The following is a 25,057-nucleotide window of genomic DNA, read 5'->3' as shown; positions in this document are numbered from 1 at the left end:
ATGATGACGGCCTCCGGCCTGGCCCAGGCTCGCCGGGCGCGTCGGCCCCCGCGCGACCATGACCGCGGGGATCGGGCTGACCGGCGTCGGCCTGGCGCTCATGGCCCTGTTCGTCTCCGTCGAGGACGGCTACCGGTCGATTCTGCCCGGCATCCTCGTCATGGGTCTCGGCATGGGCCTTTCCATGGTGCCCTCCACCGAGGCCATCACCCGCTCGCTGCCGCGCCACAAGCAGGGCGTCGCCTCCGCCCTCAACGACGTCACCCGCGAGTTCGGGACCGCGCTCGGCGTCGCCATGCTCGGCGCGCTCCTTTCGGCCGGGTACCGCGACGCCATCGACGACCGGTTGCGGGGCGTCCCCCAAGGGCCCGCGGACGCCGCCCGGGAGGGCATCGCCAACGCCGTCCAGGCGTCGGGCGGCGCGGGTCCGTACGCGCGGGACCTGATCGACGCCGCGAGGCGGTCCTACGTCGACGGATGGCAGCAGGCCATGTGGATCGGCGTCGCCGTCATGGGCGTGCTGCTCGTCTGCATCGTCCTCCGCGGCCCGGAGGACGCCGCCCCCGCGGCCGCGCCGGACGAGGCGGAGGAGCGGGTGGTCATCCGCACGTGAACGGGCACGGAGCGGCGCCGCCCGCGGGGCCTCGTCCGGTCTCGCCGGGTCCACGCGGAGTCTCGGGGGAATCGGCGGGCGTCCCGAATCAGCCGCCTAGGGTGGTCCGTGTGGACGGCACCGCCACCGATCGCTTCGACACCACCCGGTTCGAGGCCAGCCGGAACCGGCTGGCCTCGCTGGCGTACCGGCTGCTGGGCTCCGCCGCCGACGCCGAGGACGCCGTCCAGGACGCGTTCCTGCACTGGCAGGCCGCCGACCGGGGGCGGATCGAGGTGCCGGAGGCGTGGCTGACCAAGGTCGTCACCAACCTGTGCCTCGACCGGCTCCGCTCGGCGCGGGCCCGCCGCGAACGCGCCGCCGGCGCCTGGATGCCCGAACCGCTCCTCGACGGCGACCCGATGCTCGGCCCGGCCGACACGTTCGAGCAACGCGAATCGGTCTCCCTGGCCGTGCTGACCCTCATGGAGCGCCTGTCGCCTCTGGAGCGGGCCGTCTACCTCCTCCGCGAGGCGTTCTCCTACGGCCACGCCGAGATCGCCGAGATCCTGGAGATCACCGAGTCCGCGAGCCAGCAGCACCTCCACCGGGCCCGGCGCCGGATCACCGCCGCGCGCCGGCACGGCGGCGGGGTGGACCCGGCGTCCGCCCGCCGGATCGTCGAGGAGTTCCTCGCGGCCGCTTCCTCGGGCCGCACCGAACGGCTGGTGGCGCTGCTGACCGACGACGCGACCGCGATCTCCGACGGCGCCGGGCTGACCGGGCGGCCGCACCGGTACGACTCCCCGCTGCGGATCGCCGCCCTCGCACGGGCCGGCTTCAAACCCACGGACGCGAAACGGCGTTTCGTCGGCGGCGCCCCCGCCATCCACTACGCGCTCGTCAACGGCGGCCCCGCCGTCCTCTTCGTGCTCGGCGACGGGGTCGTCGGCGCCGTGGCGTTCGACATCGCCGACGGCAGGATCGCGTCCGTGCACGGGATCGCCGCCCCCGCCCGCCTCGTCCGCCTCACCGAGGTCTGGCGGCGGAGCGAACCGGGCTCACCGCTCATCGCCCGGTGGTGATCCGGCGACGGCGGGCGGCACCCGCTGGTGCGCGGCCCGCAGCGTGCGCTTTCGCCGGCGGCGGGAAAGCCGGGAAAGGGCTTTTCCTGGACGTAAAGAATGCGCTAAAGTAACCCTTGGTGTGCCGGGAAGCCTGGTCGGCGAGACAGGATACGTCTCCCATCAGGAGGTCGGATGACGCCCCGCAACCATTTCACCGCGCTACGTTCCCCCAAGTCGACGGCCGAGGTCACGGCCATGCGCGTCGGCCTTCGTGTCATCTTCTGGGCGGCGGCGTTCCCCGATAGCTGAGCCTCGGCGCGCCGTCGCGCTCGGCTGAGCCGCGCTTTCCCTTTCTCTTCTTTGTCGGCCACGCACAGGGTGCGGCGGTCTGATCGGTCATGGCCTCGACGCGAAGGCGTGCATTCACATGGGCGAGTTCATTGACGCCGCGCTCGGTTTTCCGACGGTACTTTTCAGCTTTTCTCTGGCGGTGGTCGCCGGGTACTGGGCGCTGGTGCTGCTCGGCGGCCTCGGGGTCGACCTCCTCGACGCCGGCACCGACACGGGGGCCGGTGCCGGCGGTGCGGACGGCGGCTTCGGCGGGCTGCTGGTGGCGGGAGGGCTCGACGGCGTCCCGGCGACGGTGGCGGTGTCGTCGCTGGTCTCGCTGGCGTGGTTCGTCAGCCTGGCGGGCTCGGCGCTGCTCGGCGGCATCGGCGGAACCGCCGCGCGCGTCGTGCTCTCGCTCGCGGTGCTGGTGGTGGCGTCGGCGAGTGCCTGGCTGGGGACACGGCTGGCCGTCCTGCCCTTGCGCCGGGTCTTCCGCGGCGGGGCGGAGACCTCGCTGCGCGACTTCGTGGGCCGGACGTGCGTCGTCCGCACGGGACGGGTGGGGCCGGACTTCGGCCAAGCCGAGGTCGCCGCGGCCGACGGGTCCACCGCGACCGTCCAGGTCAGGCGGCCCGCGGCGGACGTTCCCGTGGCGGGCGCGGCGGACGGCACCGCCCTCACCTTCGGCAGCACCGCGCTGATCTTCGATTTCGACGCGGCGGGCGGGTTCTTCTGGGTCATGCCGTACGACGCGGCGATGGCCCCGGACCATCCGCGCTCTTGATCCGCACGCCCCTCCCCGCGTCTCTCCTCCTCCTAGACAGGGATCTCGATGGATGTCATCACGATCGGGCTCGGCGTGCTCCTCGCCGTGGCCCTGCTCATCGCCCTCGGCCTGGTGCTGATGGTGTCCCGGCTGTTCCGCAAGGTCGAACAGGGCCGGGCGATGATCGTCTCCAAGCTCAAGAAGGTGGACGTCACCTTCACCGGCGCGGTCGTGCTGCCGGTGCTGCACAAGGCCGAGATGATGGACATCTCGGTGAAGACCATCGAGATCGAGCGGACCGGCAGGGACGGCCTGATCTGCAAGGACAACATCCGGGCCGATATCCGCATCACGTTCTTCGTGCGGGTCAACAAGACCGTCGAGGACGTCAAGAAGGTGGCCCAGGCGATCGGCACGGCCCGCGCCAGCGACCAGACGACGATGCAGGAGCTGTTCGCCGCCAAGTTCTCCGAGGCGCTCAAGACCGTCGGCAAGCACCTGGACTTCGAGGACCTCTACACCCGCCGCAACGAGTTCCGCGACCACATCATCGAGGTGATCGGCACCGACCTGAACGGCTACAGCCTGGAGGACGCCGCGATCGACCACCTGGAGCAGACGTCGCTGCTGTCGCTGGACAAGAGCAACATCCTGGACGCCCAGGGCATCCGCAAGATCACCGAGCTGACCGCGATCCAGCACGTGCGCACCAACGAGCACGCGCGCAACGAGGAGAAGGAGATCGCCCGCCAGGACGTGGAGGCGCGGGAGGCGATCCTGGAGCTGGAGCGCCGCCAGGCGGACGCCGAGCTCAAGCAGCGGCGGGAGATCGAGACGGTGCGGGCCCGCGAGGAAGCCGAGACCCAGCGCGTGCAGGCCGAGGAGCGGCTGCGCGCCCAGGCGGCGCACCTGCGCACCGACGAGCAGCTCGGCGTCCAGCAGGAGAACAAGTCCCGCGAGATCGCGGTCGCGGAGAAGAACCGGGAGCGGGTCATCGCGATCGAGAGCGAGCGGATCGAGAAGGACCGGTTGCTGGAGGTCATCGCCCGCGAGCGGGAGACCGAGCTGACCCGGATCGCGGCGGACAAGGAGGTCGAGGGGCAGAAGCGGGACATCGCCGAGGTGATCCGGGAGCGGATCGCGGTCGAGCGGACCGTCGCCGAGCAGGAGGAGGACATCAAGCGGCTGCGCGCGGTCGAGGAGGCCGAGCGCGCCCGCCAGGCCGTGGTCATCCGTGCCGAGGCCGAGGCGCAGGAGAACCTGGTCAAGGACATCAAGGCCGCCGAGGCGGCCGAGGCCGCGGCCGCCCACCGGGCGCGCGAGGAGCTGACGCTCGCCGAGGCCCGCCGGCAGGCCGCGGAGCTGGACGCCGACGCCCGGATCCGGCTGGCCGAGGGGGCGCGGGCGGAGGCCGCCGCGGCCGGGCTCGCCGCGGTCCAGGTGCGCGAGCGCGACGCGGCGGCGATCGAGAAGGTGGGCCGCGCCGAGGCCGCCGTCACCCAGGAGAAGGCGCTGGCCGAGGCCACGGCCGTCCGGGAGAGGTCGAAGGCCGAGGCGGCGGGGCTCACCGAGAAGGCGGCCGCGATGGCGGCCCTGGACGACGCCGGCCGCGGGCACGAGGAGTACCGGCTGCGGCTCCAGGCGGAGAAGGAGGTCCGGCTGGCCGGCATCGACACGCAGCGGCAGGTCGCCGAGGCCCAGGCCGCCGTGCTGTCCACCGGGCTGGAGCAGGCCGACATCAGCATCGTCGGCGGCGAGAGCGTGTTCCTCGACCGCCTCATGGGCTCGATCGCGCTCGGCAAGGGCGTGGACGGGTTCGTGCGGAACAGCGAGGTGGCTCAGACGCTCGCCGGCCCGTGGCTGGACGGATCCGCGAGCTTCACGGGCGACATGGCGCGGCTGCTGGGTTCGCTCGACACCGCGGGCGTGCGGGACCTGACGCTGTCGGCGCTGCTGATGCGGCTGATCGGGTCCGGCGGCCCGGACACCGGCAAGATGCGCGAACTGCTGGAGGCGGCCCGGCACCTGGGCGTCGCCGAGATGCCGCTCGCCGAGGTGTCGCTCGGGGATACGCCCCTCACCGGGATGCCCAGGCCGGCCGCCAACGCGGCCACGCACTGAACCATGACCGGCTGAGCCCGGCGGCCCCCGCCGGGCATGCGGAACGGCCGGCGGGGGCGCCGGTGGAACGACTGGAGGAGGATCTGTGAGCGGGCTCGCCGCCGGGGAAGCGGATGTGACCGAAGCGAAGGCGTCCGATGACGCCGGGACCGGGCTCGACCACGGCACCTACGAGGTGCTGCGCGCCCGCCTGGCGGGCCACGCGGCCGAGCTGGCCGAGCGCGCCGAGGCGCTCAACGCCTGGCGCGTGGAGGTCTTCGGCGGCACCGAGCTGCGCCTGCTCGGGACGGAGCGGATCCGCACCGGGAACGGCTGCGTGCCCCGCGACCTCGTGCCGGTCGGCGGGCTCCTGCTGTTCGGCTACAACACGCTCACCGGGCTCAGGGCCGAGGCGGGCGTCGGCGACGTCTTCGCGCTGCACCGCTTCGCCCGCGACGGGGACGGGGACGGGGACGGCTTCGCCTTCACGGCGGCCGGGCCCGACGCGTCGCCACGGCTGCTGCGCGATCCGCGGTTCGAGCGGGACTTCGCCGAGATGTACCGGTACTACCGGCAGGCCCGGCTGCTCCAGCTTCGGCGGCTGGACGGCCGGCTCCTGGCGGTCTTCCAGACCGGCCCGCGGCTGGAGGACGTCCGCGTGCTCCGCTGGTCGGTGGACGCCGACGGCACCGTCCGCTACCTGGACAACCGGGGGGAGCGCGACCACGTCTTCCCGCCGTCCCACGACTTCGCCTGGACGGAGACGACCCGCGAGGACCACGTCCAGGGCCGCCACCCGCACATCTCCATCGGGGGCGAGGTGTTCGTCGGGACCACCGGCGGCACCCTCACCGTCAAGATCGAGGACGACACCGGGACGGACGCCGGCATCCACGCCGAGCCGGTCGACGAGCCGTTGCAGAGCCTCGCCGACGCCGACGTGCACCATGCCCGTGTCGGCGCGCTGATCCTGCTGCGGATCCGTCCCTACAACGAGAGCGCCTGGCGGCACCTGGTGTTCAACACCCGCACCAAGGAGGTGGTCCGGCTCGACGGCATCGAGCAGGCGTGCCGGCGGCTCCCGGACGACCGCGGCGTCGTCTTCCCCGGCGGCTACTACCTCGACACCGGGACCGCCAAGACCTTCGACACCGAGGTCACCGGGCTGGAGTACGAGCGGTCCGTCCGCTCGCCCAACGGCGAGGACGTCCTGTATGTGTTCCATTCCCGCGAGGACGGCCGGTCGCTGCTGCTGCACTACAACGTGATCCGCGAGCAGGTGGCCGCCCCGATCACCTGCCACGGCCACTCGCTGTTCGACGACGGCACGCTCGTCGTGCTGCGCGCCCAGTCCGACGAGCCGTCCCGCGTCCACCCCGTGCAGGTGTGGCGGACCCCGTACGTCTCGGACGCGCACGCCGCCGCGCGGCCGGTCGGCACCGGACCGCTGGAGCGCGTCGGCAACGCCGACCTGGTCCGGGGCATCTCCGACTGCCTCGCGGTGACCCGGATGGCCGAGGAGACGCCGCCGTCCACCGCGATGTTCCAGGCGCTCATCGCCGCGTGCGTCCGCGCGGCCGACCTCTACCACTGGCTGGGCGACGGGGCGCTCGGGGACCTGCTGGCCCCGCTCACCCAGGTCCGTGCGACCGCCGACCAGGTGCTGGCCGAGTACGGCAACGTCCAGGCGCTCACCGCGCAGGCGCACGAGGCGGTCGAGGAGGCCGCCGGCACGGTCGCGGCACTGATCCGGCTGGTGCGGGACCAGGACCCGGGCACCGCCGACGCCTGGGTCGCGAGGCTCGCCGAGCTGCGTCGCGCCCGGGGCCGTCTGGAGACCCTGCGCGAGCTGCGCCACGCCGACCACGACCGCGTCGACGAGCTGGCGTCCGCCCTCGCCGGTGCCCAGGACGACACCGGCCGGGGCGCGGTCGCGTTCCTGCGCGGCGACGGCGCCTTCACCGGCTACCACGCCGAGATCGACCGGCTCACCGCCCAGGCCGAGGGCATCGGCACCGTCGCCGCGGCCGCGCCCGTGCACGAGCGGCTGGCCGCGCAGGCCGAGGGCCTGGAGATCGTCACCGAGGTCGTCGGCGACCTCGACATCGCCGACGCGACCGTCCGCACCGCGATCCTGGAGCGCGTCGGCGCGGTGCTGGCCGGCGTCAACCGCGCCCGCGCCCTGCTGGACTCCCGCCGCCGCGCGCTGCTCGACACCGAGGGCCGCGCCGCGTTCGCCGCCGAGCACGCGCTGCTCGACCAGGCCGTCGCGGGCGCGCTCACCGCGGCCGACACCCCCGACCGCTGCGACGAGCAACTCGGACGCCTGCTCCTGCGGGTGGAGAACCTGGAGACCCGGTTCGCCGAGTTCGACGACTTCCTCCGGCAACTGGAGGCCAAGCGAACCGACCTGTACGAGGCGTTCACCGCCCGTAAGCAGGCCCTGCTGGACGAACGCGCCCGCCACGCCGGACGGCTGACCGAGTCGGCCGAGCGGATCCTCGCCGGCGTCCAGCGCAGGGCCGCCGCGTTCACCTCCCCGGACGAGGTCAACACCTACTTCACCACCGACCCCTCGGTGGCCCGCCTGCACGGCGTCGCCGCCGAACTCCGCACGCTCGGCGACCACGTCCGCGCCGAAGAGCTGGACGGCCGCGTCAAGGCCGCGCGCCAGGAGGCGGGCCGCGCGCTCCGCGACCGGCTCGACCTCTACGCCGACGGCGGCGACACGCTCCGCCTCGGACGCCACCGCTTCGCCGTCAACACCCGTCCGGCCGAACTCACCCTCGTCCCCCACGCCGGGACCATGGCCTTCGCTGTGACGGGTACCGACTACCGCGCGGACGTACGGGACGAGCCGTTCCAGAAGACCCGCCCGTTCTGGGACCAGGCGCTGGTGTCGGAGACCCCGCGGGTGTACCGGGCCGAGTACCTGGCCGCCTCGATCCTCCTGGACGCCGAGGCCGGGACCGGCGAGTCGTCCGTGGCCGAACTCCACCGTGCCGCCGCCACCGAGTCCGGCCTGTCCGACCTGGTGCGGAACATCGCGGCGACCCGGTACGACGAGGGCTACGAGCGGGGCGTCCACGACCACGACGCCACCCTCGTCCTGACCGAACTCCTACGCCTGCACGCCGGTGCCGCCCTGCTCCGCTACCCCGCCGCGGCGAGGGCCGCGGCCCTGCTCTTCTGGAACCACGGCACCGACGAGCCCGCCCGCGCGGCCTGGACGGTCCGGGCCGCCTCGCTGGCCCAGGCCCGCGCCGCCTTCGGCCGGACCCGTGCCGTGGACGACCTGTGCGCCGAACTGAACGCCGCCATCACCGCGTTCTGCGCGGCCCTGGACCTGCCGTCCGACGCGCTGGCGGGGGAGTACCTGTTCGAGGAACTCGCGACGTCGCCGGCGGGATTCGTCACCGGCCCCCGCGCCCGCGGCCTTCTCCGCGACTTCCGCGCCGCACTCGGAGCCCTGTCGGACGCACTCGACCACGACCTGCGCTCCCTCGGCGACGACCCCGCCTCCCTCCCCGCCCGCCACCACCTCGCCGAGGCGTGGCTGGACGCCGCGACCCCGGACACCGACCGGCTCGACCATCCCGAGGTGATCGCCATGCTCCTGTGCGGCACCTCCGCCACCCGCTACGACTCCGACGCCGAGCTGACCGCCACCGTGACCGGCCTGCTCGGCGCCCACCCGAGGGTCACCGGCCGCGACCTGGGCCTCCGGCTGGACGAGACCCTCGCGCGCGTCCGCCGCTTCCGCGGCGACCACGTCCCGGCCTACCGCGCCTACCAGCGCCACCGCACCGAACTGATCTCCGCCGAGCAGCGCAGGCTCCGCCTCGCCGAGCACAGACCGGCCGTGCTGAGCGCCTTCGTCCGCAACCGGCTCATCGACGAGGTCTACCTGCCCCTCATCGGCGACAACCTCGCCAAGCAGCTCGGCGCGGCCGGAACCGGCAAGCGCACCGACCAGATGGGGATGCTGCTGCTCCTCTCACCGCCCGGCTACGGCAAGACCACCCTCATCGAGTACGTCGCCGAGCGTCTCGGCCTGCTGATGATCAAGGTCAGCGGCCCCGCCCTCGGCCGCTCGGTCACCTCGCTCGACCCCGCCGGGGCACCGGACGCCACCGCGCGCCGCGAGATCGAGAAGATCAACCTCGCGTTCGAGCTCGGCACCAATGTGCTGCTCTACCTCGACGACATCCAGCACACCTCGTCCGAGCTGCTCCAGAAGTTCATCCCCCTCTGCGACGCGCAGCGCCGCGTCGAGGGCACCTGGAACGGCCGCACCCGCACCTACGACCTGCGCGGCAAACGCTTCGCGGTCTGCATGGCCGGCAACCCCTACACCGAGTCGGGCACCCGCTTCCAGATACCCGACATGCTGGCCAACCGCGCCGACGTCTGGAACCTCGGCGACGTCCTGTCCGGCCGCGACGACCTGTTCGCGCTCAGCTACGTCGAGAACGCCCTCACCTCCAACCCCGTCCTCGCGCCGCTGTCCGCCCGCGACCCCGGCGACCCGCGGCTCCTGGTGCGGCTCGCGGACGGCGACCCGTCCGCGCGGCCCGACCGGCTCGTCCACCCCTACTCCCGGGCCGAGCTGGACCAGATCCTGTCCGTGCTGCGCGGACTCCTGCGCGCCCGCGACGTCGTCCTCGCGGTCAACCGCGCCTACATCGCCTCGTCCGCCCAGAACGACGCCTCCCGCACCGAACCCCCGTTCCGGCTCCAGGGGTCGTACCGGAACATGAACAAGCTCGCCGAGCGGATCGTCCCGGCGATGAACGACGACGAACTCGACACCCTCGTCGACGACCACTACGCCGCCGAAGCCCAGACCCTCACCGGCGACGCCGAGGCGAACCTCCTGAAGCTCGCCGAACTCCGCGGTCGCGCGACCCCCGAGCAGGCGGCGCGCTGGAACGAGGTCAAGGCCGCCTACCGGCGATCCCAGGCCCTCGGCGGCACGACCGACGACCCGGTGGGCCGCGCCGTCGGCGCCCTCACCCTGCTCACCGACCGCGTCGCGGCCGTCCAGACCGCCATCGAACAAGCCACCCAACGCCCCACCCCCAACGGCAGCCTTCATTCCTAGCGGGGAGCGATTCCGGGTTAGAGGAGGGTGGGGAGGTCGGCGGCCGAGTCCAGGAGGTGGGTGTGCCGGTGGCGGCCTAGTTCGGTGGCCGGGGTCGCGCCGGTCAGCACACCGACCACGTAGCGGGCGCCGGCGTTGTGTCCGGCGGCCAGGTCGTTGGGGGTGTCGCCAGCGACCAGGACCCGGTCCACGGCGGTGACGCCCGCCGCCTCCATCGCGTGGAAGACCAGGTAGGGGGCGGGACGGCTCGCGGCGACCTCGTCGCTGGTGACCAGGCCGTCGACGGTGCCGCCGACGGTCCAGCCCATCGCGTCCAGGATCGATTGGGCGATCCCGCGCGCGTAGCCGGTCTGGAGGACGACCTTCACCCCGGCGGCGCGCAGCGCGGCGACGGCCTCGGTGACCCCGGGGATCGGGGTCGGCGGGGTGGCGGCGTAGGCGTCGGCCAGCCGGGCGGCGAAGTCGCCGTACACGGCGTCGACGTCGGCCTCCGGCGCGGTTCCGGTCAGCTCGGTGAGCAGCCCGGCGGCGGCCTCCCGCTTGCTCGTCCCGGTCCAGCGGTGCAGCGTCTCCGCCGGGACCGGGCGGCCGACGTGGGCGGCGACGGCCTCGTCGAGCGCCGCGTAGACGGCGCCGCCCTCCTGGACGGTGGTGCCGGCCATGTCCAGCGCGGCGAGTTCGAACGGCGGATCTGCGGTCACGGGGTCGCTCCTGAGGTGGGCATGGTGCGCGCGAAGGCGAGGCGGTGGGCGCGTGCGTTGGCGATGGTGAACGTCGCGCGGTCGGGACGGTAGCGGTCGTCGGCGTACTCGACCGGACGGCCGTCGGCGGTGCCCGCGGTGCGCCGCTCGCGCAGCAGCGGGCTGCCGTCGGGGACCTCCAGCAGGGCGGCGTCCTCGTCGGTGGCGGCGACGGCGTCGATGGTGTGGGTGGCGGCGGCCATCTCCACGCCCTGGGCGAGCAGGCCCGCGTAGATCGAGCCCGCGTCCGGGTCGAAGTCGAACAGCAGCCGCCCGACGTCCAGCACGAACGTGCTGCGCTCCAGCATCACCGGCTCGCCGTCGAGCAGCCGCAGCCGCAGGACGTCGACGACCGGCTCGCCCGGTTTCAGACCGAGTTCCGCGGCGGCGACCGCGTCCGCTCCGCGCCGGGCCAGCTCGATCGTCCGCTGGCCGGGCCGGTGCCCGGACTGCTCGACCCACGCGCTGTAGGACAGGAACGTCTCGAACGGCTGGCCCATCGGACGGTGCCGGACGACCGGCGGGCGCCCCTGGCCGCCCTCGATGAGGCCCTCGTTGCGCAACGCGGACAGCGCCTGCCGGACGGTGCCCCGGGAGAGCCCGAACTCCTCGACGAGCCGGGCCTCCGACGGCAGCGTCTCACCGACGGTGAGGGCGCCGCTGACGATCCGCTCCCGCAGCGCGTCGGCCAGCTTGGCATGCAGTGACTCCGACGACATGGCTTGACCATACAAGAGCTGATCACCGCGCTGTCAATGCCGGGTTCTTTCCGCAAAGTGCCAGGTGAACGGCCGCTTAACTTGTTTGTACAGGTATCGGACGAGCATTGACGGCATACCGGTCGGACCCTCAATCTCGGGAGCCATGAGCAACCATCGCGCACCGTCGGCGCTGCCCAGCGAACCCGTTGACCTGCTCGTGGTCGGCGCGGGCGTCGTCGGGCTCGCGCACGCCGTCGAAGCGCACCTGCGCGGGCTCTCGGTCGCGGTGGTCGACCGCGACGCCTTCGCGGCCGGGGCGTCCGTCCGCAACTTCGGCCACGTCTGCGTGACGGCCCAGAACGGGCGGGCGCTCGAATACGCGCTGGCCGCACGGGAGCGCTGGCTCTGGCTCGCGGGCAAGGCCGGATTCGCCGTCAACCAGGCCGGCACCCTCGTGGTCGCCCGGCGGCCGGAGGAGATGGCCGTCCTGGAGGACCTCGCGGGGGAGCGCGGCCCCGAGCAGGTCCGGCTGCTGGACGGGGCGGGCGTCCGCCGGCACCTGCCGGTGGAGGGGGCCGCGCCGCTGGGCGGCGCCCACCTCCCGCTGGACCTGCGGCTGAACTCGCCCACGGTGATCCCCGCCGTGGCGGAGTGGCTGGCCGCGCAGGGCGTCCCGATCGCCTGGCGCACCAGCGTGCTGTCGGCCGAGCCCGGCCTGGTCCGCACCTCCCGCGGCGAGGTGCGGGCCGCGCGCACGGTGCTCGCGGTCGGCCACGACGTCGACCGGCTCTACCCGGACGTCGCCGACGCCGCCGGGATCACCCGCTGCAAGCTCCAGATGCTGGAGGTCGAGGCGCCGGGCGGTGTCCGGATCGATCCCGGTGTGCTGACCGGCCTGTCGATGCTGCGCTACGGCGGCTTCACCGCGCAGCCGTCGGCCGCCGCGTTGCGGGAGGCGGTCGCGGCCCGGGCGCCGGAGCTGCTGGACGCCGGGGTGAACCTGATGCTCGTCCAGCGTCCCGGCGGCGCGATCGTCCTCGGCGACACCCACCACTACGCCCAGACCCACGCTCCGTTCGAGGACGAGGAACTGGCCCGGCTGCTGCTGCGCGAAGGCGCTGACCTGTTCGGAGTCCCGTCGCTGCGCGTCCTGCGCCGCTGGCGGGGCGAGTACGCCTCGTCGGCGCGGGCCGACGTGCTCGACACGGAGGTGGCGGACGGCGTCCGCGCCGTCTCGGTCACCTCCGGCATCGGCATGACCATCGCCCACGGTCTGGCCCAGGCCGTCCTCGACTCCTTCGCCTGACCGCACCCCTCCCCGAACAGAACATGAAAGGTCTTCCCATGCGCCGATTCCGGCTCTCCATAGCAATGGCCGCCCTCGTGCCCGCGGCCGCCCTCGCCCTGACCGGCTGCGGCGACGACGCGTCCGGTTCGGACGCCAAGGGGTCCTCGACGGGCTCCTGCCCCGGCGGCAAGGTGCGGTTCGGCGTCGAGCCGTTCGAGGACGCCGCCAAGCTCACCCCCGCCTACAAGACCCTCGGCAAGGCGCTGGAGACCAAGCTCGGCTGCCCGGTCGAGGTGCAGATCGTGCAGGGCTACTCCGCCGAGGTCCTCGCGCTGCAGAACGGCAAGCTGGAGATCGCCCAGTTCGGCCCGCTCGGCTTCGTGTTCGCCTCCCAGCGCACCGGCGCGCAGGCCGTGGCGTCCTTCGGCAACCCCGACCGCACGGTGTCGAGCTACAAGGCCGGGATCTGGGTCAAGAAGGACAGCCCGATCAAGACCGTCGCCGACCTCAAGGGACGCACGCTGGCCCTGTCGGACGCCGGCTCGACGTCGGGCGACGCGCTGCCCCGCTTCGCCATCAAGAAGGCGGGACTGGCGGAGTCCGACGTGAAGCGCCAGTACGCGGGCGGCCACCCGCAGGCGCTGCTCGCGCTGACCTACGGCAAGGTCGACGCCGCCGAGATCAACACCCAGCAGCAGGCCACCTCGACCGAGGAGAAGCAGTTCGACGCGTCCAAGTACCGGCAGATCTGGGCCTCCGACCCGATCCCCAACGACCCGATCGCCGTCCGCAAGGACCTCGACCCGGCGTTCCGCGCCAAGCTGGTCTCCGCGCTCACCTCGCTCACCCCGCAGGACGTCGCGAAGGTGGGCTCCTACCTCGACGTCGAGCCCGGCCCGCTCGTCCCGGTCGCCAAGCAGACCTACCAGCCCCTGTTCGACCTGGCCAAGACCCTCGGCCTGACCGAGAAGGACGTCTAGGACGGTGACGACGGCGACCGCGACCGACGCGCTCACCGTGCGCGGCCTGTGCAAGTCCTTCGGCGGCCGCGCGGTGCTCTCCGGCTTCGACCTGGACGTGGCCCCGGGAGAGGTGGTGGCCCTGCTGGGCGCCAACGGATCGGGCAAGTCGACGGCCCTGAAATGCACCGTCGGCCTCGTCCGCCCCGACCGGGGGCGGGTCGGCGTCTTCGGCACCGACCTGCTCGACGGCTCCCGGACGGCGGACCGCGCCCGCACCCGCGTCGCCATGGTCTTCCAGCAGATCCACCTGGTGCGGCGGCGCTCCGCCCTGGACAACGTCTGCGCCGGTGCGCTCGGACGGCTCCCGCTCCACCGGTCCTGGACGCCCCTCGCCTTCCCGCGCGAACTGCGCGAGGAGGCGATGGCCTGCCTGGACCGGGTCGGCCTCGCCGACCGGGCGCACGAACGGGTCGCCGCGCTGTCCGGCGGCCAGCAGCAGCGGGTCGCGCTGGCCCGCGCGCTCTGCCAGCGGGCCGAGGTGCTGCTCGCCGACGAGCCGGTCTCCGCGCTGGACCCCTCGGCCGCCGAACGGGTCATGAGCGTCATGGCCGATCTCGCCCGCACGGAGTCGATCGCGGTCGCGGCGGTGCTGCACCAGCCGGAGCTCGCCCGCCGCCACGCCGACCGGCTGGTCGGGCTGCGCGGCGGCCGCATCGCCTTCGCCGGCGCCGCCGACGAGGTCACCCAGGAGCAGATGTCCTCCCTGTACGTCGTGAACGAGGGGGTCCACTCATGAGCGAAGCGAACCGGGGGGTGCGGGAGGCCGTCCCCCCGCAGGAGGCACACGTGAGCGAAGCGAACCTGGGGGTCCCTCCGCAGGCGGCGCGCATGAGCGCCCTCGTCGACGAGCGGACCCCCGAACGGATGCCGGTGCCGCGCAAGCGGCGCGGCCCCCGCGCCATCGGGATGGCCGCCGGCATCACCGCCGTTCTCGTGGCACTGCACGTCGCCGCCTGGCGCGGCGCCGAGATGGACCTCGGAATGCTCGCCGAGGGCTGGCACGGCATGGTCCGCTTCGTCTCCGAGGCGATCCCGCCGGACCTCACCTGGGACCCGGTCGTCAAGGACGGCCTGGACGCCTGCCTGGTGACGCTGTGGATCGGGCTCCTCGGCACCACGCTGTCGATCCCGTTCACGATCGTGCTGTGCGTGCTCGGGACGCGCGCCACCAACGGCAACGCGGCCGTCTACCAGGTCGCCCGCGGAATCATGTCGTTCCTGCGCGCCGTACCGGACGTCGTGTTCGCCCTCGTCTTCGTGACCGCCGTCGGCCTCGGCCCGTTCGCCGGGGTGCTCGCGCTGATCTGCAACAACACAGGCGTCATGGGCAAGCTGTGGTCGGAGGCGATGGAGGAGGTCGACGACGGCCCGGCGCAGGCGCTGCGCATCGCGGGCGCCGGCCGCACGCAGCTCATCGCGCACGCGGTGCTCCCGGCATGCCTACCGCAGCTCGTCGGCCTGGTGCTGTACCGGCTGGACGTGAACGTGCGGTCGTCACTGGTCCTCGGGCTCGTGGGCGCCGGCGGCATCGGCTTCCTCATCAACCAGTCGATCCAGGAGTTCCGGTTCGACCAGATGCTCACCTACATCCTGATGGTCCTGGTGCTGGTCGTCATCGTGGACCTGCTCAGCTCCTTCGTCCGACGCAGACTCGCCCCTTGACCGTCCACTTCAGGTAGGCGTTTTCAAGGGCGAAATGCGCTGCTTGGTACCCAAGATTCAATTCATTCGCGCACGAAACAAATCTCACAGTGCCTACCGCACGCCAAGATCGGAGCCTCCACATGCACCAGGTAGCCACCCACCGCCGAAAATCAGCTTCGTGGCGCCGCCTTGCGGCGGCCTCGGTCGGCGTCGGTCTGGGTCTTTTCCCACTGGCACACGGCGCCACGGCCGACGAGACGCCGCAGGCCCCGAAGTTCAGCGTCGCCGGCGGCCGCTACGAGCACACGGTGGCCGTCGAACTCAAGGCCGAGCGGGGTGAGACGATCCGCTATACCACCGACGGCAGCATTCCCCAGAAGAGCAGCCGCGCCTACGGCGGCAGGCCGATCCGTATCTCCAAAGATACGAACCTGACGGCACGCGCCTTCAAGGGCAACAAGGTCGGCGCCTTCAAATCCGCGGGCTACCTCATCCGCAAGGGCGAGCAGCCGATCGCCCGCATGATGATCCTCTCGGACGTCCACGTCGGCGACTACGGGGCCGACCGCGACCGCTGGACCTCCTACTTCGACACCATCGGCGGGGTCCTGGGCAAGCCGGACGCCATCCTCTCCAACGGCGACATGATCAACGACAACGGGGACGGGCGCGGCAAGGACCACCAGATGGTCGCCCGCATCTTCAAGGAGAACCTCCAACGCAAGGGCATGAACGCCACCAAGGTGCTCATGGCGTACGGAAACCATGACGCGAGCCTGGCGGACGTCCGCGCGGGCTACCCCAAGGAGTGGTTCCCGGATTCCGGTGACGGCTACTATCGCACCGAGGTCAAGGGGATCCCGGTGGTCACGGTCAACACCGAGAACTACTCCGCCGCCCAGGGGGCCTGGCTGCGTACGCAACTAGCCCAGATCTCCGCGAACCCCGCCTACCGGGACCTGCCGATCATCGTCGGCGGCCACAAGCCGGTTCCGGGAACCGTGCTGGACGGCCAGCAGACCGCGAACCCGGCGCTGGCCCAGGACATGGCGAAGTTCCCCCGCGCCGTCTACTTCTCAGGCCACTCGCACCTGAACCTGAACGACCCGCGTGCGATCCACCAGAAGAACTTCACCGCGGTGAACGACTCCAGTTCGTCGTACATCGAATTCGACCACGGGTACCAGATGCTCGACGCGGAAGGGAAACTGGCCGGACGCTTCGAGACTCCCACCGCCCAGGGCCTGGCAGTGGAAATCTACCGGGGCCGCACCGTCATCAACCGGATCAACCTCAACGCCGACCTCCACGACATCTACACCGGCGGGAAATGGTCGGCGAACTGGAAGCCGCCGTACCAGAGCGACGGAACACTGGCCGGAGAGCCCTGGGAGATCAAGACCGCCGGCGGCGACGCCAAGGTCGTGCGGAACTTCACCTACACCGACGCCAACCGCAACCGCAGGGCTCCGCGCTGGACGTCATCGCACCCGCTGTCGGCCCAGACCGGCGAGGACGGCCGACTGGCACTGCGCATCGAGCAGGCCAAGGACGATGAGTTGGTGTACCACTACAAGGTCCGCGTCACCCGCGCCGACAACGGCACCGAGGTGCTCACCACGAAGGTCGCCAACCGCTTCGACGTGGTCCCCGCCGCCGACTCCATGGACATCCCGGTCCCGGCCAAGCGCGACGGCGTGAAATACCGCGCGGAGGTCATCGCGGTCGACGCACAGGGCAACCAGTCCCAGGTCGCCGTAAAGGTGCTGAAGTAGCACCTGCCTACAGCGCCCCGTTACCGGACATGACCGGTAACGGGGCATCACGGCGTCCGACTCGGCGGTCCGTGCCCATCGGCCCGATGGATTCCTTAGCAATCTCCACTGGAGAGGGCCTGGTCGACCGCCTTGATGTATTTCTCGAAGGCTCCGGTGCGGTGGGTCGGGTCTTCGATCCAGGCGCGGTCGAGTCGGCCGTCGGTGAAGAACGCCTTGCGTTGGGCGGTGCTCAGTTCCAGTTGTACGCCCTTGTGCCGGCGGTTCCGGTTGGCGATGTTGTGCGGGTCGCTACCGTCGATGTCGCCGGGGACCGTCGGCGCGACCGCGAACCCGGCCTTGCCCAGTCGGCAGGCGACCTGCTCGCGCAGTTGGTCGTCCAGCCCGCCGACGTAGGTCACGGGCGTGCTGCCGTCCGCGCCGTGCCAGGAGACCGTGCGGTCGACCCGCTGCGCCAGCGCGAGTCCCCGCGGCTCGTCGAAACGCGTCGAGGTGATGTGCAGATCCTTGTTCCCGGACGGCTTGACGCCCTCGAACGAGTAGTAGGCGTAGCCGCTGCGGGCCGCGGCGGCACGGTCCGCGAGCTGGGTGGTGCCCGGCTCGATCCCACCTCCGTGGATCGCGATGTGCGCGACCTTCGGCTCACCGGGCGCGCGGAGGGTACGCCGGTAGTCCTGGCCCTCCTTCTCGTGCTGCGCGAGCTCGGCATAGTTCTGGTACTTGTCGGCCGAAGCATGCGCCACCCCGTTCAGCCCGCACATGGTCACGGCGACGATCCCGGCAATGGACACGACTTTCCTCATCCCGACCTCCTCGTTGCGGAAGTCCAAGATCCCCCGCATGGAGGCCCGACACCAGTACGGGCAAGGTGCGGTCCCCGTCGCCGGGGCCCGGCGCCATGACCGAGCGCGGTAATGTGCCGTGGTGGTACAGGACGATCGGGTGGTGGGCCGGTATCCGTATCCGGGGATCACGCCGCGTGAATTCGAGGAGTTCGTCGCCGGGGAACTGCTGGGTGCCGCGAGCCCGCAGGTCGACGGGCTGGTCGTGAGCACGCATGAGAAGGTCGCCGGGGTGGACGGGGTCTACGAGTTCGACGCGACCGCGCGGTACCGGTTCGCCGGGCTGGAGTTCCGGGTGGTGGTCGAGGCGAAGTTGCACCGGAACCCGATCAAGCGGGAGTTGGTGCAGGTACTGCGGCAGAAGGTCCAGAGCGTGGGGGCGCACAAAGGGGTGCTGGTGGCGACCTCGGCGTTCCAGGCGGGGGCCGTCGAATTCGCCAGGACCCACGGGATCGCGCTCGTCACCGTCACCGAGGGGCGGTTCGTCTTCACCACCCGGGACATGGGCAGGGCCGCACGGCCCGCCCTCGTGGCCTGCTACCACGGTGGAGCGGGTGTCCGGGGGATGGTGCTGGCCGCCGACGACGAGGACCACCCGGAGTGCGTCGCGGAGTTCCTGTTGGGGCGGCCCGGGGTCTGACTCACGCGCCGATGTGGACGTGGGACGCCCACACCAGCGGGTCGTCGGGATGGCGGTCGCGCAGGATGCGGGTAGCGGCGTGCACGGCCGTCGCGATGTCTCCGCCCGCGGCGATCGCCGGGTAGACCAGTTCCGCGAAGTCCACGGCGTGCTGGTCGCCGATCGGCCAGAGGGTGCCGATCACGTGCCGGTACCCCGCCAACTGGAACGCCGATGCCAGGTGGATCACCTCGTCCGCCAGCCGCCCGCCGGGGCGGGCCGTCGAGCACGCGGACAGGAACGCCAGGTCGGCGTCCAGGCTCAGGTGTGCGAGGTCCAGCACGGTGAGCGGGTGGTTGTGGTGGTCGGCCAGCAGGAGCAGGCTCTCCGAGGGGTCGGTCAGGTCGCTGTGGCCGTGGCACGCGAAGTGCGCTATCCGCGCCTTCGGCAGGGCCGCGATCACGGCGTCGCGGGTCGCCGCGGTCCCGCTGAGCACGTCGACCGCCGCGGGCAGGTGGGTGCGCACCACCGCCGCCTCCCGCTCCGCGCCGGCCAGCGGCACGTCGTGGCCCGGCGTGTCCGGCATCGCCACGACCAGTGCGCGGTCGGCGCGCGGTCGGGCGGGGCCGGCACCGCGCCGTGAGTGCGCCAGCGCCCGGAGGGTGGGCGTGGTCGAGCACACCACCCGGTCCACCACGGTGAGCGACCCCGTTCCGTGGTGGCCCGCCGCGTGCAGCGGCAGCAGCGAGAGCATGCCGGACGGGCACCACCACAACCGTTCGGCGGCACCCAGGTGGTCGAGCACCGGGCCGGCCACCGCGTCCCAGAGCCACTCCAGCGTACGCACCACACGGTCGTGCCCGGCGGCCCTGGTCCGGGCCCCCTCGGACTCGGTGTCGTCGACCGCATCGAGGAAGTCCAGCGCCTCCTCCAGGACGACCTGCGGCGTGAGCGCGGGCAGCGGAACGGGCGTCACCTCGCCCGCGGCGGACAGGATCAGCCCGTACGACCCGAAGTCGGACACCACGACGACCACGGCGTGGCCCTCGGCGGGCGCGAGGTCGCGCGCGGTCGGCGGGCGCAGGAAGGCGCTGAAACCGGGCAGCGTCCGGATGTCCGCGAGCAGCCGGTCGTAGCGCGCGGCCAGCCCGCGCCGCGTCGCGGCATCGGTGTCGGGGTCCTCCAACGCCGCGCACAGCTCGGTGAACATCGTCGCGAAAGCCGGTCGGCGCTCGGCGAGCGCGGTGAGGTCCGTGCGGCTGTCCAGCGTGTGCCCGAGCAGCAGCCCGCGCCCCTGCTCGAACAGCTCGACCGCCCGCGCCGGTGATCCGGCGCGCACACAGCACGCGGCGGCGTCCGCGCCGAGCCCCGCCATACCGTCGATCAACGCCTCGCGGTCGCGCCGGGTCAGGGCCCGGGAGACGGTCAGGCCCACCAGGTCGACCGCCGTCCCGTACGCCTGGGCGGCCTCCGCCCACCGCCCGTCGGACGCCGCCAGCGCGGCCCACTCCGCGGCGGCCGTGGCGCGGACGCGCGGTCCGCCCAGGTCGGTCGACGCCGCCTCCCGGACCGCCGCGACCGCGGCCTCCAGGTCCGTACCGGTCACGGCGTCGCGTCCTTGCAACGCCCGGCTGAGGGAGAGCAGGTGGAGGGGCCGGTCGGGGTGGTCGACCGGGAGTTCCGCCAAGGACTCGCGGGCGAGGTCTATCGCGGTGTCGAGGGTTTCCCTCCGTCCGGTCCGGCCGTGCAGGTCGAGCAGCGTCTGCGTGAGGTTCAGCAGCGCGCTCGCGCGTCGCAGATCGCCGGGAGCCATGGACTTCAGGGCCGCCCGGGACGCCTCCAGCGCCTCGTCCAGGTCGGCGGGGGCACCGTTGGCGCCGAACCGGATTCGGAGCATGGCCGCGAGGTTCGACAGGCGCAGCGGGCGGCTGGTGTGGTCGGGCGAGGTCGCCTCGACCGCCTGCCGGCCGGTGTCGATCGCCGCGTCCAGGTCGGCCCGGTCCCGCCGGGAGTCGAACCGGCTGTAGAACGCGGACGAGAGGTTGGTCAGCATCATGCCGCGCTCGGGGCTCGCCGGGGGGATGGCCGACACGGACCGGCGCAGCGTGTCGACCGCCTCGTCCAGGTCTGCCTGACCGTCGGTGCGGCGGAACCGGGCCAGCAGCGTGCCGCCGAGGTTGCCCAGGTAGACGCCGAGGAGCGGGTCGCCTTTGGACGCGGCCCCGACGGCGGCCCGTCCGGCCTCGACCGCCTCGTCGACGTGCTCGACGCGGTCGGTGCGCTCGAACAGCAGGCGGAGGAACAGGGAGAGCTTCGACAACTCGGAAGGCGAGGGCTCGGCGTCCGACACCACCGCTTCCCGGGTGTACCGGAGGGCTTCCTCCAGGTCCTCAAGCGCGCCCCCGTTCTCGTACCGGCTGGACAGAGCGTTCGCCAGCGTGGACCCGCGCCCGGCGAGCTCCGGGTCGCCGGGCGGCGTCGCCTCGATCGCCGCCCGCCCCGCCGCGATGGACGCGGTCAGGTCCTCGGACCGTCCGAAGTGGTCGAACCGGCGCTGAAGGAGGCTGCACAGGCCTTGCAGGTGCTCGGCCGGTGACTCGCCCGCGTCGAGCGCGTCCTGCCGCACCCGCACAGCCCGGTCGAGGTCCGCCGGGTCACCGGTGCGGACGAACCGGTTCCACAGCAGGCCGGCCAGTTCCGCCGGATCGGACGTCGCGTCGATCCGTTCACTCAGGCCGGCCTCGTGGTCGAGGAAGTTCGCCAGCGTGCGCCGCGCGGTGTCGAGGTTGGTGGTCATCCCCTCGAATTCGGGGTGGCCGGGCCATCCGTCGACCGCCGCCTGGCATGCCGCGACGGCGTCCTCCAGGTCCTGCTGACTGCCCAGCCGTTCGGCCCGGGTCAACAGGGTGATGCCCAGGTTGGACAGGTATGTCGCTTGCGTCGGAGCGTCCGGCGGGGTCTCCCGGACGGCGGCCCGGCACTCACCGACCGCCTCGTCCAGATCGTCCAGGTCCCCGTCGCGGTCGAACCTCGACATCAGCGCGGTACCGAGGTTCGTGCGCAGAAGCGGCAGTTCGGCGTGCCCGTCCCCGGCGAGGTCGATCGCCCGGCGGAACAGCAGGACGGCCCGGTCCAGGGCGCCCGGATCGGTGTCGACGTCGCCGTACTGGACGCGGCCGAGTCTCCCGAGCGTCGCGGCGCTGTCCGGGTCGGCGGGGGGCTTCTCGTCGAACCTCTCGGCGATCAACGTCGGCACGTGCGCCCGACCGCCCATCCGGTACAGGGGCGCGAGCAGGTCGAGCGCGACCAGCAGCTCCGCACCGCCCTCGGACGTGCCGCGCGCGGCGAACCGCGACCACAGCAGCCACCCGGCCGTCTGCGTGACCTGCACGTCGTCGAGCGGGTCCGGCACCACGCACAGAAGCTCGACCAGCTCGTCGAGCGCTTCGGGGACGAGCACCTCGTCGGCATCGCGGGTGCCCTGGAAGGCGGTCACACGCTCGCGCAGGGCGGTGATCAGGCTTGATCGCTCGGTCGGGGAGAGATCGGACGCCATCAGACGGTCGAGGGCCGCCGCGAACTCCTGTGCGAGTTCGAGCGCCACAGCGTGCGCGCTCTCACCGAGGCCGCCCGCGAGTCGCACGAGTTCGGCGCGGTGCATGGCGCGCACCCTCGGCGCGGCCCAGCTCACGCTCCGCTCCAGGATCCACAGTTCCATCACGCGGTCGTCCTCGACCACCGCGTCGACCGCTTCCTCGCGGGCGCCGAGGACCTCCTGGACCACCTCCGGCGTGGTCAGCGCCAACGCCCGGGTCAAGGCGGTGCGGGCCTCGGCCAGCAGGGCGTGCTCCCCGGTCACCTCGAACGCGTTGCGCAGCACGAATCCGAGGTGGGTCAGTCGCCGGGCCGACTCGACGTCGTCCTCGGCGTCGGTCCCGACCGCCTCCCGGGCGGTGTCGACGGACTCACGCACCACGTGCGGGTCCTGGTTGTGCCACGTCAGCAGGTAGAGCGCGGCGGAGAGCGAATACAGGACGTCACCGCGCAACGGCTCGTCGTCCAGTTCGGCGAGGACCATCCGGCAGGCCGCGATCCCTTCGCGCAGGATGTCCTCGTCCCCGGTCCGGTCGGCCAGGTCCACGAGCGCGTCGGCGAGGATCGCGGCCTCGCCGAGCCCGGCCTCCTCCTCCTCCTCGTCCTCCTCCTCGGCGGCCGCCACCTCGACGGCGTCGAGCACGGGAGAGGGGTCCTCGGTCCACCGGTAGAGCACGCGCAGCGTGTTCGCGGCGTTCATGAGCCGGGAGTCCAGGGAGGCGTGGGTGTCCGACGTCGCGCGCAGGACCCGCGCGTGCGCGGCCAGCGACTCCTCCAGCAGGGCGGTGTCCTTGGTGCGCAGGAACAGCTCCCTCAGGAAGACGGCCTGGTTGGCGACGGTCAGGAGCAGATCGGGGTCGGCCGCGATCGCGGCCCGGCCGACATCGACCGACTCGCGCAACGCCTCGTCGTCGTTCAGGTACTCGTACCGGGTCTCCAGGGACGCGGACAGGTTCGTCAGCGCGAGCCCGCGCTCCTCGTCGTCCTCGGCGGCCTCGACGGCGGCCCGCGCGGTCGTGATCGACTCATTGATCACCGCCTCGTCCCCGGTGCGGGCGAACTCGCCCCGGAGCGTGTCGCTGAGGTTCACGAGGCGGATCGCCTCGCCCTCGGCGGGAGACGACACGTCGGTGCCCGACCCGGTGAGGATCCGCGCCACCTCGGTGGCCTCGCGGGCCGCCTCCGGGTCGTCGGTCGCGCGGGCGAGTTCGACAAGGGCCGAGTGCAGGCTCCACAGGTACCGGGCGTTCCTCGACCGGTCGGCGGCGACGGCCGCGCGGTAGACCCGGACGGCCGCCTCCAGCGCCTCCACCTCGCCGCGCTCCTCGTACCACGAGCACAGCGCGTCGCCCTGCTCGACATAGGCATCAGGGTCGTCGTCGTACCCGAACACATGGTCGTCCGGCCCGGCGATCTCCGGCGTGTCGTCGAACGACCGGCGCACATGGTCCGGCAGCAGGTCGGGTGCGACCCGGTACACCTGGCCCAGGTACAGCAGGGCGTTTCTCAGGTCCTCCGTTCCCCGCCGCGCGCGGTGCCGGAGCAGGTGGAACCGCCCGAGCACCGTCAGCGCGACCGCGTCGACGGGCATGTCGGGCGTCGACGCGGGCCCGAAGACACGCAGCAGGAGCAGGTTCGCCTCGTCCAGCGCGTCCTCGGCCAGGACCGGGGCATGGTCACCCGTCCGGTGCGCCTCCTCGACACGCGCGAGGATCGCCTCGACCAACTGGTCCCGCACCCGGACCTCCCGTTCGCCACCACTTCCGGCGGCAACCTACCGAGTATGCGCGCCCCCGTCGTAGGAACTTCGAATTCCTCTACGAAACAAGCTAAAACCGCATATGTAGCCACAGCGGGAGAGGTCGAGCATCCGGCCGGTGGCACCGGCGGCCCGCAGAGACCAGACCGGCCCAGGCGCGGGGGCCTACGCGGCCTGTGGCGGATACGAGCGCGCCTCCGCGTCGAACCGGGGGACAACGATGTCGACGGTCTCATGCCGGCCCGACGAATGCGGCGGCGGAACCTCGCATATAGGGCGCTACTTCTCAAAGTTGGCAGTTACCGTTAAGTAATACATTTACTCCTTGACTGGCGGACCGGATGGCGGAATTCTGCAATGTTCCGCGCTGGGCGGGACGGGAGGGGGCACGGATTCCATGCCGAACGACCAGGGCGAGACGCCGTTCGCGTCCGTGCGGCGGCCCCGGCCGCTGCCGGTGCTGGTGCTCGCGGACGTCAGCGGGAGCATGGCCGAGCACGGCAAGATCGAGGCGCTGAACCAGGCGATGGCGAGCATGATCGGCGCCTTCGCGCGGGAGCGGTCGCCGCGGGGCGAGATCACGATCGGCGTGCTCACGTTCGGCGGCCAGGGCGCGGCGCTGCATCTGCGGCCGGTGCCCGCCGCCTCGGTGACCTGGACGAACATGGACGCGGTGGGCGGTCCGAGCGGCACCCCGATGGGCGCGGTCTTCGAGCTGGCCCGGCGCGTCCTGGACGATGAGGACCTGGTCCCGGCGTCGGCGTACGACCCGACGCTCGTCCTGATCTCCGACGGCAGGCCCACCTCTGAGTGGCGGCCGCAGCTCGACCGCCTGCTGGGTTCGCCGCGCGGCGGGAGGTCCCTGCGGCTCGCGGTGGCGATCGGGCCCGAGGCGGGGTCGGCCGCCTACCAGGTGCTGGAGGCGTTCGTGGCCGACCCGCTCTACCCGGTCGTCCGGGCCGAGGAGGCCGACCGGGTGACGGAGATCTTCCGATATCTCACGCGGAGCATGAGCGTCCGCGTCAACAGTGCCCGGCCCGACGATGTCTCGGTGTTCGACCCCGACGATCTCTCCGACCTGAGCGACTGAGCCGGCCGAGCCGCCTCCGCGGGC

The 25,057-nt window shown here is 72.4% G+C and carries 16 protein-coding genes; 12 read left to right on the top strand and 4 right to left on the bottom strand.

Annotated elements, in window-relative coordinates; all coding sequences use genetic code 11:
- Nucleotides 1–58 precede the first annotated feature (58 nt).
- The 5 genes from GNZ18_RS41750 to GNZ18_RS03660 all read left to right on the top strand — a co-directional run bounded on the left by GNZ18_RS41750 (nucleotide 59) and on the right by GNZ18_RS03660 (nucleotide 9,959).
- Nucleotides 59–613 carry an MFS transporter gene (locus GNZ18_RS41750; protein ID WP_246249341.1) on the top strand — a complete coding sequence of 185 codons (555 nt, stop codon included), beginning with the start codon at nucleotides 59–61 and terminating at the stop codon, nucleotides 611–613.
- Nucleotides 614–723: 110 nt separating this feature from the next.
- Nucleotides 724–1,677, top strand: coding sequence for a sigma-70 family RNA polymerase sigma factor (locus GNZ18_RS41745; protein WP_308165852.1), 954 nt, complete (start codon nucleotides 724–726; stop codon nucleotides 1,675–1,677).
- Between the two features lie 409 nt (nucleotides 1,678–2,086).
- Nucleotides 2,087–2,773, top strand: a complete 687-nt coding sequence (locus tag GNZ18_RS03670; RefSeq protein WP_156214590.1) for a hypothetical protein — start codon at nucleotides 2,087–2,089, stop codon at nucleotides 2,771–2,773.
- 48 nt (nucleotides 2,774–2,821) lie between these two features.
- A complete protein-coding gene (locus tag GNZ18_RS03665; protein WP_156214589.1) occupies nucleotides 2,822–4,876 on the top strand; it encodes a flotillin family protein in 2,055 nt (684 codons plus the stop codon).
- Nucleotides 4,877–4,991: 115 nt separating this feature from the next.
- Complete coding sequence (locus GNZ18_RS03660; protein ID WP_312874280.1) at nucleotides 4,992–9,959, top strand: DNA repair ATPase; 4,968 nt, start codon at nucleotides 4,992–4,994, stop codon at nucleotides 9,957–9,959.
- Nucleotides 9,960–9,976: 17 nt separating this feature from the next.
- On the opposite strand, the gene GNZ18_RS03655 is transcribed toward GNZ18_RS03660, so the two are convergent.
- Complete coding sequence (locus GNZ18_RS03655; RefSeq protein WP_216651145.1) at nucleotides 9,977–10,660, bottom strand: phosphonatase-like hydrolase; 684 nt, start codon at nucleotides 10,658–10,660, stop codon at nucleotides 9,977–9,979.
- Nucleotides 10,657–11,418: a GntR family transcriptional regulator gene (locus tag GNZ18_RS03650; RefSeq protein WP_156214588.1), complete on the bottom strand. Its 762-nt coding sequence runs from the start codon at nucleotides 11,416–11,418 to the stop codon at nucleotides 10,657–10,659. The genes GNZ18_RS03655 and GNZ18_RS03650 overlap by 4 nt, the downstream gene beginning before the upstream one ends.
- 145 nt (nucleotides 11,419–11,563) lie before the next feature.
- On the opposite strand from GNZ18_RS03650, the gene GNZ18_RS03645 reads away from it, so the two are divergent.
- The 5 genes from GNZ18_RS03645 to GNZ18_RS03625 all read left to right on the top strand — a co-directional run bounded on the left by GNZ18_RS03645 (nucleotide 11,564) and on the right by GNZ18_RS03625 (nucleotide 17,129).
- Entirely contained in the window at nucleotides 11,564–12,706 is a 1,143-nt protein-coding gene (locus GNZ18_RS03645; protein ID WP_156214587.1) for a TIGR03364 family FAD-dependent oxidoreductase, read from the top strand.
- A 38-nt stretch (nucleotides 12,707–12,744) separates the two neighbouring features.
- Nucleotides 12,745–13,668: a phosphate/phosphite/phosphonate ABC transporter substrate-binding protein gene (locus tag GNZ18_RS03640; protein ID WP_156214586.1), complete on the top strand. Its 924-nt coding sequence runs from the start codon at nucleotides 12,745–12,747 to the stop codon at nucleotides 13,666–13,668.
- Nucleotides 13,669–13,672: 4 nt separating this feature from the next.
- A complete protein-coding gene (locus GNZ18_RS03635) occupies nucleotides 13,673–14,446 on the top strand; it encodes a phosphonate ABC transporter ATP-binding protein (RefSeq protein WP_216651144.1) in 774 nt (257 codons plus the stop codon).
- Nucleotides 14,447–14,496: 50 nt separating this feature from the next.
- Nucleotides 14,497–15,372: a phosphonate ABC transporter, permease protein PhnE gene (gene phnE, locus GNZ18_RS03630; protein ID WP_216651143.1), complete on the top strand. Its 876-nt coding sequence runs from the start codon at nucleotides 14,497–14,499 to the stop codon at nucleotides 15,370–15,372.
- A gap of 122 nt (nucleotides 15,373–15,494) precedes the next feature.
- A complete protein-coding gene (locus tag GNZ18_RS03625; RefSeq protein WP_156214585.1) occupies nucleotides 15,495–17,129 on the top strand; it encodes a chitobiase/beta-hexosaminidase C-terminal domain-containing protein in 1,635 nt (544 codons plus the stop codon).
- 95 nt (nucleotides 17,130–17,224) lie between these two features.
- On the opposite strand, the gene GNZ18_RS03620 is transcribed toward GNZ18_RS03625, so the two are convergent.
- Nucleotides 17,225–17,932 (bottom strand): poly-gamma-glutamate hydrolase family protein, encoded by a 708-nt coding sequence (locus GNZ18_RS03620; protein WP_173390629.1) that lies wholly within the window; start codon nucleotides 17,930–17,932, stop codon nucleotides 17,225–17,227.
- 121 nt (nucleotides 17,933–18,053) lie between these two features.
- Here GNZ18_RS03620 and GNZ18_RS03615 point away from each other — a divergent pair, with 121 nt between their 5' ends.
- Nucleotides 18,054–18,611, top strand: a complete 558-nt coding sequence (locus GNZ18_RS03615) for a restriction endonuclease (RefSeq protein ID WP_156214583.1) — start codon at nucleotides 18,054–18,056, stop codon at nucleotides 18,609–18,611.
- A 1-nt stretch (nucleotide 18,612) separates the two neighbouring features.
- Here the strand turns inward: GNZ18_RS03615 and GNZ18_RS43530 are convergent, their stop codons facing one another.
- Nucleotides 18,613–23,922 (bottom strand): CHAT domain-containing protein, encoded by a 5,310-nt coding sequence (locus GNZ18_RS43530; protein ID WP_156214582.1) that lies wholly within the window; start codon nucleotides 23,920–23,922, stop codon nucleotides 18,613–18,615.
- 418 nt (nucleotides 23,923–24,340) lie between these two features.
- On the opposite strand from GNZ18_RS43530, the gene GNZ18_RS03605 reads away from it, so the two are divergent.
- Complete coding sequence (locus GNZ18_RS03605) at nucleotides 24,341–25,033, top strand: vWA domain-containing protein (RefSeq protein WP_156214581.1); 693 nt, start codon at nucleotides 24,341–24,343, stop codon at nucleotides 25,031–25,033.
- Nucleotides 25,034–25,057: the final 24 nt, after the last annotated feature.

The organism is Actinomadura litoris (assembly GCF_009733595.1).
In the GTDB taxonomy this organism is placed as follows: domain Bacteria; phylum Actinomycetota; class Actinomycetes; order Streptosporangiales; family Streptosporangiaceae; genus Spirillospora; species Spirillospora litoris.
The sequence above is the reverse complement of the archived record's forward strand: the minus strand, read 5'-3'. Positions and strand labels throughout refer to the sequence as shown.

Coding starts and splice junctions, on each gene's coding strand:
- GNZ18_RS41750 (WP_246249341.1), top strand. CDS start 59: ATGACCGCGGGGATCGGGCTGACCGGCGTCGGCCTGGCGCTCATGGCC.
- GNZ18_RS03670 (WP_156214590.1), top strand. CDS start 2,087: ATGGGCGAGTTCATTGACGCCGCGCTCGGTTTTCCGACGGTACTTTTC.
- GNZ18_RS03665 (WP_156214589.1), top strand. CDS start 2,822: ATGGATGTCATCACGATCGGGCTCGGCGTGCTCCTCGCCGTGGCCCTG.
- GNZ18_RS03650 (WP_156214588.1), bottom strand. CDS start 11,418: ATGTCGTCGGAGTCACTGCATGCCAAGCTGGCCGACGCGCTGCGGGAG.
- GNZ18_RS03645 (WP_156214587.1), top strand. CDS start 11,564: ATGAGCAACCATCGCGCACCGTCGGCGCTGCCCAGCGAACCCGTTGAC.
- GNZ18_RS03640 (WP_156214586.1), top strand. CDS start 12,745: ATGCGCCGATTCCGGCTCTCCATAGCAATGGCCGCCCTCGTGCCCGCG.
- GNZ18_RS03625 (WP_156214585.1), top strand. CDS start 15,495: ATGCACCAGGTAGCCACCCACCGCCGAAAATCAGCTTCGTGGCGCCGC.
- GNZ18_RS03620 (WP_173390629.1), bottom strand. CDS start 17,932: ATGAGGAAAGTCGTGTCCATTGCCGGGATCGTCGCCGTGACCATGTGC.
- GNZ18_RS03605 (WP_156214581.1), top strand. CDS start 24,341: ATGCCGAACGACCAGGGCGAGACGCCGTTCGCGTCCGTGCGGCGGCCC.